At 43.0% G+C, this 14,773-nt stretch carries 13 protein-coding genes and 11 tRNA genes; 3 read left to right on the forward strand and 21 right to left on the reverse strand.

What is annotated here, in order from left to right; all coding sequences use genetic code 11:
- Positions 1 to 184: 184 nt before the first annotated feature.
- Entirely contained in the window at positions 185 to 1,468 is a 1,284-nt protein-coding gene (locus OSCIL6407_RS0121775; protein WP_007353694.1) for a hypothetical protein, read from the reverse strand.
- A gap of 498 nt (positions 1,469 to 1,966) precedes the next feature.
- Here OSCIL6407_RS0121775 and OSCIL6407_RS0121780 point away from each other — a divergent pair, with 498 nt between their 5' ends.
- The gene (locus tag OSCIL6407_RS0121780) at positions 1,967 to 2,848 is read left to right on the forward strand and encodes a tetratricopeptide repeat protein (RefSeq protein ID WP_007353693.1); all 882 of its coding nucleotides are present in this window, start codon (positions 1,967 to 1,969) and stop codon (positions 2,846 to 2,848) included.
- A gap of 251 nt (positions 2,849 to 3,099) precedes the next feature.
- On the opposite strand, the gene OSCIL6407_RS0121785 is transcribed toward OSCIL6407_RS0121780, so the two are convergent.
- The 4 genes from OSCIL6407_RS0121785 to OSCIL6407_RS0121800 form a co-directional block, all read right to left on the reverse strand.
- A complete protein-coding gene (locus OSCIL6407_RS0121785; protein ID WP_007353692.1) occupies positions 3,100 to 3,720 on the reverse strand; it encodes a TMEM165/GDT1 family protein in 621 nt (206 codons plus the stop codon).
- A 561-nt stretch (positions 3,721 to 4,281) separates the two neighbouring features.
- Positions 4,282 to 4,563, reverse strand: a complete 282-nt coding sequence (locus tag OSCIL6407_RS0121790) for a type II toxin-antitoxin system RelE/ParE family toxin (RefSeq protein ID WP_007353691.1) — start codon at positions 4,561 to 4,563, stop codon at positions 4,282 to 4,284.
- Complete coding sequence (locus OSCIL6407_RS0121795) at positions 4,563 to 4,787, reverse strand: hypothetical protein (RefSeq protein ID WP_007353690.1); 225 nt, start codon at positions 4,785 to 4,787, stop codon at positions 4,563 to 4,565. Before OSCIL6407_RS0121795 ends, OSCIL6407_RS0121790 begins: the two co-directional genes overlap by 1 nt.
- A gap of 315 nt (positions 4,788 to 5,102) precedes the next feature.
- Entirely contained in the window at positions 5,103 to 8,492 is a 3,390-nt protein-coding gene (locus OSCIL6407_RS0121800) for a tetratricopeptide repeat protein (RefSeq protein WP_007353689.1), read from the reverse strand.
- 450 nt (positions 8,493 to 8,942) lie between these two features.
- On the opposite strand from OSCIL6407_RS0121800, the gene rpiA reads away from it, so the two are divergent.
- On the forward strand, positions 8,943 to 9,659 hold the full coding sequence (gene rpiA / locus OSCIL6407_RS0121805; protein ID WP_007353688.1) for a ribose-5-phosphate isomerase RpiA: 717 nt from the start codon (positions 8,943 to 8,945) through the stop codon (positions 9,657 to 9,659).
- A gap of 225 nt (positions 9,660 to 9,884) precedes the next feature.
- A complete protein-coding gene (locus OSCIL6407_RS0121810; RefSeq protein WP_007353687.1) occupies positions 9,885 to 11,066 on the forward strand; it encodes an aldo/keto reductase in 1,182 nt (393 codons plus the stop codon).
- Positions 11,067 to 11,154: 88 nt separating this feature from the next.
- Here the strand turns inward: OSCIL6407_RS0121810 and OSCIL6407_RS0121815 are convergent, their stop codons facing one another.
- The 16 genes from OSCIL6407_RS0121815 to OSCIL6407_RS31100 all read right to left on the reverse strand — a co-directional run bounded on the left by OSCIL6407_RS0121815 (position 11,155) and on the right by OSCIL6407_RS31100 (position 14,755).
- On the reverse strand, positions 11,155 to 11,517 hold the full coding sequence (locus tag OSCIL6407_RS0121815; protein WP_007353686.1) for a hypothetical protein: 363 nt from the start codon (positions 11,515 to 11,517) through the stop codon (positions 11,155 to 11,157).
- Between the two features lie 109 nt (positions 11,518 to 11,626).
- Positions 11,627 to 12,193: a 3'-5' exonuclease gene (locus OSCIL6407_RS0121820; RefSeq protein ID WP_019487664.1), complete on the reverse strand. Its 567-nt coding sequence runs from the start codon at positions 12,191 to 12,193 to the stop codon at positions 11,627 to 11,629.
- An 8-nt stretch (positions 12,194 to 12,201) separates the two neighbouring features.
- On the reverse strand, positions 12,202 to 12,369 hold the full coding sequence (locus tag OSCIL6407_RS37260; protein WP_007353684.1) for a PIN domain-containing protein: 168 nt from the start codon (positions 12,367 to 12,369) through the stop codon (positions 12,202 to 12,204).
- Between the two features lie 240 nt (positions 12,370 to 12,609).
- Positions 12,610 to 12,695, reverse strand: a tRNA-OTHER gene (locus OSCIL6407_RS34675).
- A 3-nt stretch (positions 12,696 to 12,698) separates the two neighbouring features.
- A tRNA-His gene (locus OSCIL6407_RS0121825) sits at positions 12,699 to 12,772 on the reverse strand.
- 2 nt (positions 12,773 to 12,774) lie between these two features.
- Positions 12,775 to 12,847, reverse strand: a tRNA-Ala gene (locus OSCIL6407_RS0121830).
- 16 nt (positions 12,848 to 12,863) lie between these two features.
- Positions 12,864 to 12,940, reverse strand: a tRNA-Ala gene (locus tag OSCIL6407_RS0121835).
- A gap of 6 nt (positions 12,941 to 12,946) precedes the next feature.
- Positions 12,947 to 13,020 (reverse strand) — tRNA-Arg (locus tag OSCIL6407_RS0121840).
- Positions 13,021 to 13,342: 322 nt separating this feature from the next.
- Positions 13,343 to 13,415 (reverse strand) — tRNA-Arg (locus OSCIL6407_RS0121845).
- Between the two features lie 6 nt (positions 13,416 to 13,421).
- Positions 13,422 to 13,496, reverse strand: a tRNA-Val gene (locus tag OSCIL6407_RS0121850).
- Between the two features lie 5 nt (positions 13,497 to 13,501).
- Positions 13,502 to 13,572 (reverse strand) — tRNA-Gly (locus OSCIL6407_RS34680).
- Between the two features lie 10 nt (positions 13,573 to 13,582).
- Positions 13,583 to 13,653, reverse strand: a tRNA-Gly gene (locus tag OSCIL6407_RS0121855).
- Between the two features lie 4 nt (positions 13,654 to 13,657).
- Positions 13,658 to 14,176: an O-acetyl-ADP-ribose deacetylase gene (locus OSCIL6407_RS0121860; protein ID WP_007353682.1), complete on the reverse strand. Its 519-nt coding sequence runs from the start codon at positions 14,174 to 14,176 to the stop codon at positions 13,658 to 13,660.
- A 47-nt stretch (positions 14,177 to 14,223) separates the two neighbouring features.
- Positions 14,224 to 14,295: transfer RNA gene (locus OSCIL6407_RS0121865), tRNA-Thr, on the reverse strand.
- A 6-nt stretch (positions 14,296 to 14,301) separates the two neighbouring features.
- Positions 14,302 to 14,375 (reverse strand) — tRNA-Leu (locus OSCIL6407_RS0121870).
- Between the two features lie 26 nt (positions 14,376 to 14,401).
- Positions 14,402 to 14,755 carry a hypothetical protein gene (locus OSCIL6407_RS31100; protein ID WP_007353681.1) on the reverse strand — a complete coding sequence of 118 codons (354 nt, stop codon included), beginning with the start codon at positions 14,753 to 14,755 and terminating at the stop codon, positions 14,402 to 14,404.
- Between the last annotated feature and the right edge of the window lie 18 nt (positions 14,756 to 14,773).

Raw genomic sequence — 14,773 nt, forward strand, 5'->3', positions numbered from 1 at the left:
AGAGATGGAACAGGAAAGAGGAAGATTTCCCCTCTGCTCCTCTGCTCCTCTGCTCCTCTGCTCCTCTGCTCCTCTGCTCCTCTGCTCCTCTGCTCCTCTGCTCCTCTGCTCCTCTGCTCCCCTGCTCCTCTGCTCCTCTGCTCCCCCGCTCCCCCGCTCCCCCGCTCCCCCTCTCCCCTGCCCATCACTCCTCAGTAGGCTTAGGCTTCTTGACAGGCTTAGCAAGGGGTTCCTTGCGAGGAGGAGGCGCTTCGGCTGCTACCGCTGCCGGTTTGCGTGTGGGAGGAGCAGGACGCGGTGCGTCTGGATCTCTCTTAGGGGCGGGAGTAAAGGCACGCTTGCCTTTAAAACCACCACCACCACCAGCCTTGTTGAATGGCTTTTTCTTCACGGGCATGGGGCCGATATTATTGCCCTGTTGAATCAAAAGTTTCTCAGCTTGCAACTGTACGTGGAAGTCCCAAAAATGACCGACTGCCTTTGTTGCTAAATCCCCAGTGAGTTTTAACTTAAAAAACTTCATCGTCTCCCCATCCTTGCGGGGAGCTTGTTTGATCTTGACGATGACATATTTTTCGTCCTCTTGGGATTGATAAATTACCTCACCGCGAATAGAAAAATAGCCATTTTCAACATTGATGTGGGACGGCGGGAAAGATTCGGGGGATTCTTCGCTGCTTACCTCCTCTCGATCGTCCTCTGGTGCAGTGTTCTCTTCCTCTGAGGACGGATCGATCGGTTTTTTAAGCGTTTCCGGCTCCCAAACGCCCATAATCTGGGCGTGTAAGTTGCCATCTTGCTGTCGGGTGCGGGGATAGACTACCCAGAGGTGTTCTTGTTCTAAGTTCAGGTGATTTTTCACTAAACTCATAACTCGACCAAGTAACACTGCGTCGATCGCCGTGCCATCGGATGCCGTGAGCGTACCCCGCGTGAATTGCTCTTCTGAGGCAGCGTAGCGCCCCCGGACTAAGCCAACGGCTCGGTACTGTCTGGGTTCGCTGGGCGGGGGAATTGGGTGTTGCCGCATTGCCCCGGCTGTGGGATCTACTGGTTCCTCCTCGTTAGCAATAGCGTCTTCTGCTATTGGCTCTGAGGCGGGTGCAGTTTGGCGATCGCTAACAGGAGCGGAGGGCGGGGGGGCATCGCCGGATTTTTCCTTTGGTGCTATTTTTCCTGAAGCCGTTGCTACAGATTCAGCGTCCTTTGGTGCTGTTTGCACTATGGGCACTATCCGACGGGGCTTTTGCAGCTTTTCCGTTGAGGAAATCGCCTCTGTTGATGCTGGGGGTTTACTGGGCTCGACAGGCACGGGTGTAGCAGATTCCGAAGGTACAGGACTCTCGGCTGCTGACTCTGGCGGCTGGGTAGGAGCTTTAATCAGATTGACAATCTGCTCGCTTAGGTTCTCTTTTTGAGAGGGAGTAGACTTGGACGATTTGGAAGAGCGGTTCGGGGAGGGGTTCATAAAAACTCCTTGCAGCGGAGACACATCCCTTTTGGGAACTTAGGAAGAAACTGTTTGAAATGCCACTAGCGGAGGACTTGGGGCTTGCGCCTCATGTCTCCCGGCCTGTTAACTTTTAGCTCAAGGACTGTCAACTCGATGCTGCTGTAAATTCCCAAAATCTTTGATATCAAAGGGTTTAGGAGATACCGATCGCATCTTAAGTTGATTGCCTTGAGCGGGAGTTGTTAGCTAGTAGCGTCACGACCTTCAGTGGTTATTGTACTTATAATTCAATTACCTAACGGGCTGATCCGCACAGTTAGGCAATTTCACAGCTAGACAAAACTACACTAGACTATCCTGCTTTACCGAATGGTAAGTGGCTGGGTTGTAAGTCAAGGTTGATTCGCTGAGTAGACTTGTGGGCCTGTTACCATATTAGCTGCAAGCAAAACGCTGTTTTGTCAGTTGGAGCTGTGAAATTGAGAACCATTGCGGTTGTGGGGGTCTAGTGAGATGGTAGGAAAGCGTCGCGGTTTGATTAGTGTGGTGATGGTGCTGTCACTTATTGCCTTTGTGGGTTTTTCTATTGCTCCGATTGTGGATAGTATTGTGAAGGCGAATCAGGCATCGAGTTCGCCTTCGCCTTCACCAACACAAACAACTATGGCGAAGCAATCGGATTTACAAGGTCAGGCACGGGGTTATGAATTGGTTTTGCAACGGGAACCGGACAATGTGACGGCTCTGCGGGGCCTGTTGCAGGTGCGCCTGGAATTGCTTCAGGCTAAAGAGGGGGAAATTAAGGATGTAATTACGCCTCTGGAAAGATTGTCGAAGCTGAATCCTGAAAATGTGGAGTATTCGATTTTGTTGGCGCAAGCTAAGGAGTATGCTGGCGATCGCGAAGGTGCTGCTCAAGCTTACCGCTCGGTGCTGACGGTTGCGCCTGGGGACGTTAAGGCTTTGCAAGGGTTGGTGAATTTGTTGCTCAAGCAGCAGCGGCCAGAAGCGGCGATCGGGTTGTTACAAGATACTCTGAAGGCGGCTCCGGCTGCAAATCAGGCGAAGGCTGGGAGTGTTGATGTAACTTCGGTGCAGTTGATTTTGGGTCAGGTTTATGCTGAGCAGAAGCGTTTTGATGAGGCGATCGTGATTTACGATGAGGGGATCAAGGCTGATGCTAAGGATTTTCGCCCGGTTTTGGCTAAGGCAATTGTTTTGAGAGAACAGGGGAAAACTGAAGATGCCGAAGGACTTTTTAATAAGGCTACTGAGCTGGCTCCTGCTAATTTTAAAGACCAAATTAAGCAGTTAGCTGCTGGGGCTCCTTCGCCTGCTCCTTCGCCTACGAGTTCGCCTACAAGTGCTCCTGAAACGTCATCTCCGACTCCTTAACCTTAATTTGTTAATGGTTAATGGTTAGTTGTTAGTTGTTAGTTGTTGGTTGTTGTTTGTTGGTTTTTGCGTAAGTCGTAAACTAGATAAACAAACTTTCATGCTCATAATCGTAGTAGCGACTTTAGTCGCTTAATTGCAGAAGAAAGCGACTAAAGTCGCTACTACGAGTTTGATAGAGAACGATATTGTTAGTTCAATTATTAGTTGCAACTAATAACCAACAACTAACAGTTAACTGTTAACAGTTTCTAAGCTCCTTCTAACAGGGCAACTGTACCGAAAACTAAGAAAAGGCATCCACCCAAGGCGGTGATTGTACGTTCGGAAATTCGACCGGCGATGATGCGTCCCCCGATAACTGCGATCGCGGCACAGATAGCGTGTCCTAAAATGGCTCCAAGTGTTACACCAACGGCATTGTTAGAAGCGGCGAGGGCGATGGTGGCTATTTGGGTGCGATCGCCCCATTCTGCTATAAATGTTAGTACAAAGGTTTTGAGAATAACAGCTAATTTACTTCCTGCTGGCAACCATTTAAAGGCACGCACTTGATTTACCGCTTCTTCTGCTTCCTGTATTTCTTCGCGATCGCATTTCGCGGGCATATTTTTGGCATCGTACAGCAGTTTTAACCCGAAGCAAGAAAACAGAGCTATTTCGGCAAAGTGAATGTAATTCTGCGGTAATAGTGAGACTGCTTGACCCACTAAAACAGATAATACTGTCATAGCTGCTAAGGCAGCGGTGGCTCCCACAAACACTAGCCTCCGCGAATGCCGCATTGCTAGAATGACGGCTATAAAGAATGTTTTATCGCCTAATTCAGAAATGGTAATCAATAATAGACCAGCAGTAAAAGCTGTTAACACTCTCTCAATCTCCTCAGATTTTTATTGTGGCTATCTGAGTGAGCTTGATGAGAGGGCAATACTCCACCAAGCTCACCTTAGATGTGAACTTAGTGAAAGTCTCGCTTGCAAATTGCTGTCTTTTTCCTTGTCGTTAGACTAAGGACGATCGGCTAATTTGTCACCTGAACCAGGCTTAACGCCAGTATGTTGACTCAGGTGGGCTGGTTATGTTTAGTGCCAGCAGCTACTCCCCTTCAGCATGGAATTATCATACTATATATATATGGGAATGTAAAGCAGTTTTTTAGAGTATTTTGTAAGTTTTTCAAGTTAAATAATTTCATCATTGTTGATTCATAATTGATTCATTTTAGATTCACAACACTTCGGACAGTTTGCGTAGGCGCAGCCAGCCGTAGGCATCGCTAACGGTACAATCAGGGTTTCAGGCTTTCGTCTAGGAGCGATCGCTAACGGTAGAATCAGGGTTATAGGCTTTTACTCAAAAACTGTCCGGAGTATTGGATTCATATAGTAGGTTGAAAGGCGATCGAGGTGATAAAACTGTACTTAATCTGTTTAATACACTTCATCATGGGAACCCAAGTTTATTAATAAAATTGCTTCTTCTTCATCTTCTAGGCTTGTAACAAACTCAAATAAAATGCGGTAGCTATAATCAATTGAACATGACCATATACCTGATAAATCTCCTGCCAGCTTGTGAGTCCGCAAGCTAGGGTGAAAATGGTCTTCAGCTAAGAGTTGTAGAGTTGCCTCAATCAACGGTCTAAGTTGTGGATTTTTACGGACTAGACGTTTGAAAGAGCGAATAGACTTCGGACTCCAACCAATTTTCATTAATCATCCAACTCCGCCATAAAATCTGCTATTGAACCAAATTTTACATTTCCTTGAGCGTAATCCTGACGAACTTCTGCAACTTCTTTTAATAATTCATTGCGTCTCTGTTGACGGAGGCGTTTGTGAAGGATATCTAGCAGTATTGATTGGTCTTCTAATGATAAAGCTTCGACAGCTTCTAGAGCTTGTTGGAATTGAGATATTTTTGTGTTTTGGCTCATAATATTGTTCTCTTCTCAACCTAAGATTTCATTATACCACTCTTGGTAATTAAGTAAGATAAAATTACCAGTATATTTTCATCTCAACAAAGGGTGAATTTTTTTTTGAAGATATCTTCCCTCCCAATACTATCCCTGGAATAAACACTAGAATAAGCAAAACAGGCTGAAGGCTTGCGCTTATGGCTATGGCAGTATTGAAGTTAAAATCAATTGTCAGACAATCATTAATAAATTGTAAGGTGGACACTCGCTTCAACCATATCTAGCTATGAGTTACAGGCTTTTTCCAGCGATTGCCCACCCTATAGTTAATTAAGCCTGCTTAGCTAAAAGCTCTTGAAACACCTCATACATCTCCTGTGCCAACTTTTTAGGATTCCACAACGGCGCTAAATTCTCCGGTTGCTTAGAACGGACTAAATGTTCCCGCACCGCATTTCTGAAAGCCGCATCTCGACCAAATTTAATCCCCCATTGAGTATATTCTTCCCAATTCCAAGCTACACCCACATCAAGATTTACACTCTTCAAAAATGCGTAACCCATCCGCGATAGATACTGATTACCTGCTCTCGTTACCACTGGTAAATTAGCCCATAAAGCCTCTAAATTATGAGTTCCACCATTGTAAGGATAAGAATCCAACAGCACGTCAGCGACATAATAAATCGCCCGATGTTCTTCCTCCGTTTTGGTTTGCCCTAAAAATTTAATCCGATTGAAATCTACTCCTTGAGCATCGCATTCTTGGCGATAACTGGTGTGAATTACTTCGGGATCTCCCTGACCTTTACGGATCAACAAACTGTCAGGAACTTCCTTAAGGATTTTAACTTGAGCCCGTAGCATTTCAGGATTGGTCTTTCTGCCAGGTGCAACGCACAGATAGGTCATCTGATCTAAACCAATTCCCAAAGAGTTTCTTAAAGCATTTCTATCAACAGAAACACTTTGCAATCCACTAATTGCTACAGAACATTCGGGCAATCTGACTAATTGCTCAATGTAATGTTTTTCCACGCCCGCAGGGTGAGTGTATTTGTCGCAGAGAAAGTAATGCTTGTCAGATAGATATGGTGCGTCAAATCCCAGCCAAGAAACGCAAACTGATGCGGGATAGTAATACAATATCTCCACATTGGTTGGCACTGTCATTGAATCTAAATCTATTAAGATATCCAAATTATCTTGCAATACCTCTTCAAGAAGTTCTCCCCCATCTGCAAATCCATTCGGATATTTTTTAGGCCAGTAGAATTTGCCTGCCATTTGTTCAAATCGCTCTGTAACTTCATCTTTTTGTAGCTTCCCAGTAACGTAGAGATGAACGTGAGGAGTGATCTTAGTTAGTTCGCGAATTAAAGCTTCACTGCACCAACCTACGGAATGGCGGCGAAAGTGTTTGGAGAGAAAACCAATTCTTAAATGCCTTTGTTTAATTGGGTAATTGCTAGGCTTTGGTTTGCGATCTATCTGCCGTTGTGGTACAGCTTTTTTGTAATATTGCTGGGCAATTAGTTTGTAGAAGTTGGCATTTGCTTCTCTATCATCTCGCAGGTGAGAAACGGCAAAGAGGAAAATTTCGTAGAGTAGTTTAATGTCAATGACACTAAAATTTTCACAGCTTTGATAGCTGAGTTTTTCTATCTCTATAAGTTTCTGAAGAGCGAGTTCGCTAACACCTGATTGGAGATAGGAAAATACGTAAGCAGTTGCGGACATAACTGGGACACTTTCACCGCAATATTCGCAGTATTTGTCAGCTACTTTTCTGGCTCCTGCTAGGTTGCTAGAATGACTGAGTAAGTCGCACAATTGCTGGTGTGCTTCGCTGAAATAAGGATTGAGTTCGATCGCTTTTTCAAAATAACCAATTGACTCTCCGGGTCGATCCTGTTTCTGAATGTGTCCCATTCGGCAGTAAACTTCTGCCCAGTCTGGTTTATAAACTAAAGCTTGTTGATAGGTGGCGATCGCTTCTTCTAGTTTCCCTTGCATGGAAAAGGCATTACCCATATTGGCGATCGCGTCTGGCCAGTCTGGTTTATGTTTGATGGCTTCTTGATAATTACTAATTGCTTCCTCATACTTTCCTTGATGCAAAAGTGCATTAGCTATGTTGAAATGTAGCGCTTCTAACTGAGGTTTAATCGCGATAGCTTTCCGATAGTATTGGATTGCCTCTTCTAGATTGCCTTGCTGCATCCGCGCACTGCCAATATTGGCATAAGCTTCTGCCCAATCAGGTTTGACTGCGATCGCTCTTTGATAACTCTGAATTGCCTCATCTCGCTTGCCTTCGGTTAAAAGCGTATTGGCTAAATTAAAATGGAAATCTGCACCAACTACATGAGGATTTATGTCGCTCGTTTTCTGAAAATAAGCAATTGCTTCCGCTGATTTTCCTTGCTTCTGAAATACTTTGCCTAAGTTCCAATATACTCCCGCTAAATCTGGTTTAAGAGCGATGGCTTGCTGATAATAAACAATCGCTTTTTCCAAATGCCCCATTTTGAAATACATACTACCAATGTTGGCGCGGACTTCGGCATAATTGGGTTCAAATTCGAGTGCTTGTTCGTAGGCGCGAATGGCAGCATCCATTTTTCCTTGACCTTGCAGTGCGTTCCCCAGCGTCACATAGGCTTGTATGAAATCGGGTCTAATTTTCAGCGCTAACTGGCAAGATGCGATCGCTTCTCTGAAATTTCCTTGGAGTAAATAAGCTTCGGCGCGTTTTTTATATTCCTCAACTTCTTGAAATTTAGCAACTTGTTCGGGAGGATTAAAATTGAAGCTTGAAACTTGTTCCGCAGTTTCATCAGCAGTTTCAAAAGGCCGATCTAAACTTAAATCTTGGGTAGTCTGTGGTAGATTTAAACTTGAAGGTTGTAGCCCGTATTCTTCATCTTGCTTTATTGGTTCTTGCTGTTGCCATTCACCTTCTTTTTCCAGTTCAAGAAATTGACCTTTAGTCCCTTCATCATTTGGCGAATTTTTCGGCTCTTCCTGAGATTTTAGTTGCTGTAAGCTAGATAATTTATCTGTAGCTTCAGCATCCCCAGGTTGCAATTGTAAGACTTTTTGGTAACAGGAGATTGCGGCATCTACGTTATTACTTTTTGTTAAAGCCTCAGCTAATTTATAATAATTTCTCAGTAACCCTGGCTGCAAAACTAGGGATTTTTGATAACAAGCAATAGCTGCACCTAAGTCTTCTTGTTGCTGCAATATATTGCCCAGCATTAAAAGAACTGAAGCCAAATTTGGGTTATTAGCAAGTGCTTTTTGATAACTATTTGCAGCTTCATCTAAGCGACCTAGCTTATAATACATACTGCCCAAGTTGGCATGAGCCTCTGCAAAGTTCGGGTCAATTTCTAATGCTTGAGAGTAGGCATGAATTGCCATTTCCAGTTGCTCTTGACTGTGGAAAGCATTTCCCATTGTCAGGTATGCGGGTGCAAAATCTGGCTTAACTTTGAGAGCGAATTTGCAGGACGCAATTGCTGAGTCTAACTGTCCTTTCAAAATATAGACTTCAGCTAGTTTTCTATGAATCTCAGCATCCTCAACGTTAAAGCTAATTGCTTTCTGATAATTATCAGCCGCAGCATCTAATTTGCCAGCTTCTTTAAGCCAGTTGGCTTTGTTGAAATGCGCTTGTGCTGCTTCTAAATTCACTAATGACTCTGTTATCATCGGCTCTGCTACTCTCACAGTTTTTACAACAATACTATCGAATCATTTAACTCATTGCTCTACTCTTACTAACTAAGTAGAAGAGCTATTGACATATTCTACCTGATGCTTCAGATAAGTTTCTGTCGCTACTGTATTTGTACTGATACCTGCTCTCAAAACCCGGATAACCTCCTTTACAATCAGTTTACATCAGTTTCAAGCTAGATTAGATATATAATTTCAATTACTTAGTGAGGTGGAACTTTCAAGATCGGGTAGTGAAACTAGACGAGCAAAACCAGCCTTTGTTTCCGCTAACGGCGCTCAGCTACTTGCAGTAATAAAGGTAAGCCATAGCAGAAGGGACAAGGAAAATGCAATATAAATTGCCCTAATTGCGGTAAATTAAACACTGGTAGTTATTTTAATTGGCAGCGCTAACCGCCAACTCATTGAGGAGCATTTATCATGGCCGCAGAAAAAGACCCCGCAAAATTGAGCAAGCAACAAGTCGGCTATGCCGCCGCTGACCGCGTAAAGTCTGGTATGATCGTAGGGCTGGGTACAGGGTCAACCGCAGCTTATATGATCGAAGCTTTGGGCGATCGCATCAAGGCCGGCACGCTCAAAGATATCAAGGGAGTGACAACTTCTTTTCAGGGAGAAGTTTTGGCAAAGCAATACGGAGTTCCGCTAACAACGCTCGATGAAATCGATCGCATTGATGTTGCTATTGACGGTGCTGATGAAGTCGATCCGCAGCTAAATTTAATTAAAGGTGGCGGTGCGGCTCATACCCGCGAAAAAATTGTCGATTACTTAGCAGAACAGTTTATCGTTGTGGTAGATGGTTCTAAAATAGTTGACAAATTAGGTTCAACTTTTCGCGTACCTGTGGAAGTTTTACCGATGGCAATAACGCCAGTGATGCGTGCGATCGCGAAACTAGGCGGCGAACCGGAACTCCGCATGGGAGTGAGAAAAGCTGGCCCCGTAATTACCGATCAAGGCAACATGGTAATTGATGTCAAATTTAACACCATTGACAACCCAGGGGAACTAGAAAAAACCCTAAATAACATTCCGGGGGTACTAGAAAATGGCTTGTTCATAGGCGTAACAGATTTAGTTCTGGTTGGCGAAATCAAAGACGGACAGCCGATAATACGTGAGATTTCTAAATAGTTAGTTTTTAGTGGTTAGTTGGTAATTGGTAATTGGTAATTGCTAGATGAGAAAAATATCTTTTTCTGGCGATTAGAAATCGCGGCTACACAAACAAAGTCCGCCTGCGCGGACTAAAAAGAAAAGTGGCGGTAATAAACCCGGATTTGATATAACAACAATTACCAATTACCAATTACCAATTACCAATTACCAATTACCAATTACCAATTATTAATTACCAAAATGCAATATCGCCGATTTGGTCGTACAGAATTGCAAATGCCCGTCTTTTCTTGTGGCGGTATGAGATATCAATATAAGTGGCAAGATGTTGCGCCAGATATGGTTCCACCTGACCATCAAAAAGAATTAGAAACTACCATTCGCCGCTCTATAGAATGCGGGATAAATCATATTGAAACTGCTCGTGGTTACGGCACTTCTGAGATGCAGTTGGGAGCGATTTTGCCCAAGTTTCCCCGTGAAAAATTAATTGTTCAAACCAAAGTTTCTCCTAAATCTAATCCCAAAGAATTTCTTCAAGAATTTGAAAAATCACTAGCTTACTTACGCTTAGAATATGTCGATTTATTTTCGCTGCACGGTATTAACAACTCTGAATTGCTAAATTATAGCATCTGTCCCGGTGGCTGCATAGATGTTGCCAAAAAGTTGCAAGCAGAAGGTAAAGTGCGTTTTATAGGATTCTCAACTCACGGGCCAACTGATGTGATTTTGCAGACAATTAAAACTAACCAATTTGATTATGTTAATCTCCACTGGTATTACATTAATCAAAATAATTGGCCGGCTATTGAGGCTGCTAGTAACCACGATATGGGAGTTTTTATTATCAGCCCTTCTGATAAAGGTGGGAAACTTTATAATCCACCTCAAAAATTAGTAGAATTATGTTCTCCACTTAGTCCGATGGTGTTTAACGACTTATTTTGTCTTTCCCATTCCCAAGTGCATACTCTCAGTTTGGGGGCGGCGCGATCGCAGGATTTTGACGAACATCTCAAAGCTTTAGAATTGTTAGATAATGCTGATGAAATTTTACAGCCGATTTTAGAAAAGTTGGAAAAAGAAGCAATAAATAAACTCGGAGAAGACTGGGTAAAAACTTGGCACGTCGGCTTACCTACTCCTGAAAATACCCCTGGCGGGATAAACATTCCTGTGATTTTGTGGCTGTGGAATTTAGCGATCGCTTATGACATGATCGACTATGGAAAAATGCGCTATAATCTACTAGGAAATGCTAGCCACTGGTTTCCCGGTTCTAAAGCACATAAAATTAACGAATTAGAACTAAAGAAGTGTCTGATTCACAGTCCTCACGCCGCCCAAATTCCTGGGATACTCAAAGAAACAGATCGTCTTTTGGGAGGTCAAGCTGTTCAACGTCTTTCTCAAGAATAGTCAGATAATAGCGCACGCTTAAGTGTAAAGTACAGATGATTGAAAAGACAGCTACCTAAGTATTTTGCCTGTTTCTTCTGACTTATACTCATCCTGTCTGTGCGGCGATTCTCTGATTAATTCTTTCTACCCAAATTTCGTTATCATCCAAGTTCACAATCATCCTTTTATAGGATTCATTCTTGAATTCTACGGTCAAATAATTACTGTCTTTAGTGACATACCAAAATTCTTTACCTCTGTTAGTGTAATAAGTTCCCGCTTTGATTACCCCAGGCATAAAACTACCAGGTGCTTTGATTTCCCGCCAATTACTTTGAGGTTCCTTTGAGGTTGCACCTTCAATGTTTGCTAGAGGTATTTCCCAAAACTTGTTAAATCTAACTGCCCAAACCTGTTCCCAAAAACAAAATTCTATTTTCAATTTATCTAACTCAAAACTAAATTTCATATTAGTTCTCTCTCTTAGAAAGATGGTTGATGAGTTATAATTAGCTTAGCATTTCACCAGAAAAAATACAACAGATTACAGTATCGAGCGAGTACAATAGTTCAAAAAGTCAGGGAAGCTGCTTTTCACCCAGAATATAAGGCAAAAGTTTAGCGATATTTCTAGCATCATCAATTCCTCGATGATGAGTTCCCTCTAGGGGTAAACCAACAAGTTGCAGAGCTTTTGCCATACCAGGTCGTTTTCGCAAACCTTGCTGTTCTGTAAACAATTGTTTGAGATTAACATGAGGATAAGCAATGGGAAAAGGTACTTTGTGAAAGTTGCTATCTTGTTGAAATTGTTTGCGATCGTAGTCACCCCAGGAACCGAATACAGCATTTGAGTAACCAGATAGCCAATTTTTGAGAAGTGCGATCGCTTCCGGGTAAGTTGGTGCTAGATCGACTTGTTTTTGGGAAATAGATGTTAAAGACTTGCAAAATTCAGTGAGAATGGGATGGCGAACTGGTTTAATAAAGGTTTGAAATTCATCAACAATTGTAAGGTTTTTGGGTTCTACCATCACCGCGCCAATCTCGATGATTTCCATGTGTTCTCGATTGATAGTTTCTCGATCGCAGCAGGTAGCTTCTAGGTCAAGGACTAGATAGTAATTATAATGTTTTAAATTCATATCATTATTCAAGATAATTTAATATCGTATAGTTTGAATCGCTCATCCTGTGTAATGACCACATAATCTTCTGCTTTCGCCTGAGCAATAATTAGCCGATCAAAAGGGTCTTGATGATGGAAAGGCAAATGCTGCAATATCTCATAATGACCAAATTTAGCTGTACATTTTAACACCTATTAAATAGTGCTATAGCGGGAGAGGAGTAACTGAGCGATCGCTTAACCTGCTTGCTAATAAGTTAAAATTTTTTCCCTAAGAATTACACCCCTCTGGATAGAATCGAACTATCACATCCGGTGTTCGTAGCACCAGCGCCATCTCCATTGGCAGAGGGAAATCCACCGGGGAGGTACTGCCCCTCCTATCTCTGTGTTATCAGCACAGCGCCGCACTTTCTGGCTCCCAGTGGTCAAAGGAAGATGGAGGAATCGAACCCCTATAGTTATTAGCTATACCCTGGTTTTCAAGACCAGTTGCCGGCCATTCAGCGGCATCTTCCAAAGGTGTCTGACGGGAATTGAACCCGTTATTACTGGTTCCACAAACCAGCGCCGCTACCACTTTGGCTTCAGACACAGTGGATCTGATGGGGGTCGAACCCACAACCTCTTCTTTGCAAGAGAAGCGTTCTCCCATTAGAACTACAGACCCAATTTAATTAACTATTTGGTGGATTCTGGTCAGATTTGAACTGACATCTTTCTAGCAGCCAGCTAGATGCTTTTCCAATTAAGCTACAGACCCATTCAGCAGGAGTGGTAGGACTTGAACCCACAACATTCGAGGTAGAAGCTCGACACTCTATCCAGTTGAGTTACACTCCCATAAAAACTTGTGAATTATTAGAAGCGATCGCATCGGAATAGCGTACAAGTAATAAGAGCACTTTGCGTTTTCTCAGCTACTAAAGGGACTCCGCCGATGAGTTATTACACACTCTTTAAAGGATTGCTACTTCTAAGCCTACCTATCGGGTTCTTTGCACTCCTTGTTTGCAAACGCACACTGCTTTTTGACAGCGTTACTTTTCCTCTCGTACTAAAGTATGTAAGCTCTACAAGTTAGGGTACGTAAATGTGCGATCGCTCTTACAATAAAAAATTAATCATTCAATGGAATCACCTCTTTAATTTCAAGTAAAGACAACGAGAGTGGTAGGAATTGAACCCACAACATCCACGTCCGAAGCGTGGCGCTCTATCCGTTGAGCTACACTCCCCTAAATTGGTAGTCCTGACAGGATTTGAACCCGTAACCCGTTGTTTGTAAGACAACTGCTCCACCGTTGAGCTACAGGACTATCAAAGCGAGTGACGGGATTTGAACCCATGCGCTGAGTGTGGCGCACTCAGATGCTACCGTTACATCACACCCGCAAATTATCAGAGCGGACAACGGGATTTGAACCCGTATCGCGAGTTTGGAAGACTCAGATGCTACCATTGCACCATATCCGCCAGATTAAATTCCAAATTCTTTGGCAGTTTCGAGATAGGTTTGATATATCTGTTCGCCAAAGCAAACAAATATTACCTCCTCTATAACATTCTGTTCCTGAATAAACTTTAGGGTTGATTGAATAGCAATCCGACAAGCTTGTTCCACAGGATAGCCATAAACGCCACAACTAATAGCAGGAAAAGCAATTGTTTTCACCTTGTGATCTTTAGCTAAATTCAGACTAGAAAAGTAGCATGAAGCCAATAATTCTGCTTCCCCTCGCTTTCCCCAGTACCAAATAGGGCCGACTGTATGAATAACATACTTTGCTGGGAGCTTGTAACCCTTCGTAATTTTCGCCTCTCCCGTTGGACAACCCCCCAGTGTTTTACATTCTTTCAGCAGTTCTCGTCCTGCGGCATCATGGATTGCACCATCAACACCGCCACCGCCTAACAAAGATTCATTAGCGGCATTGACAATAGCATCAACTTCGAGTTTTGTAATATCAGCTTGGATAACTGAAATTTTAGTTTTCATGGCACTTATTTTAATGACATTATGTGTTCCTCCTTTAAAATAGCACAAGCAGGTGGCGAGATTTGAACTCACATAAAAGCTTTACAAGAGCCTCATGTTGCCAGTTACATCACACCTGCATCAAATGCCCCTGACTGGATTTGAACCAGTAACCTCCTCGTTCTAAGCGAGTTACCTCTTCCAATTGGGCTACAGGGGCAAGATTTATTTAGTTAATTTTTCTGACTATCTGTGACGATTGACTTTGACTCGTTTGCTAGGGGTTTGCTTCCTTACCCAAGCTAAAAACTTTTGCATTTGTGGCTCATTTTTTAGCATTTCTAGTGTATTGAGTTCTTCGGCTAGGCGTTTGTTATCAAATAGAACATGAATCTGTTTATGGCAAGCAGAACAGATGTTAGCTGTTGGGCCTGTGCCTAAGTTCTTTCGTTTAGTGTATTGTTGTGGAATTAAGTGATGAATTGTTAAACGCTTCATCTCTCTTTCGCACAATTCACAGATTAAAGCTGGTTGCTCAAAACTGCTGAAATTCTCGTATGTGCTGTTTAGGCGATTCCCTACGGGATAACTCCGCTTCATGTAGTTTTTTCTTAAATA

Origin of the sequence: Kamptonema formosum PCC 6407, assembly GCF_000332155.1 — a bacterium.
In the GTDB taxonomy this organism is placed as follows: Bacteria; Cyanobacteriota; Cyanobacteriia; order Cyanobacteriales; family Microcoleaceae; genus Kamptonema; species Kamptonema formosum.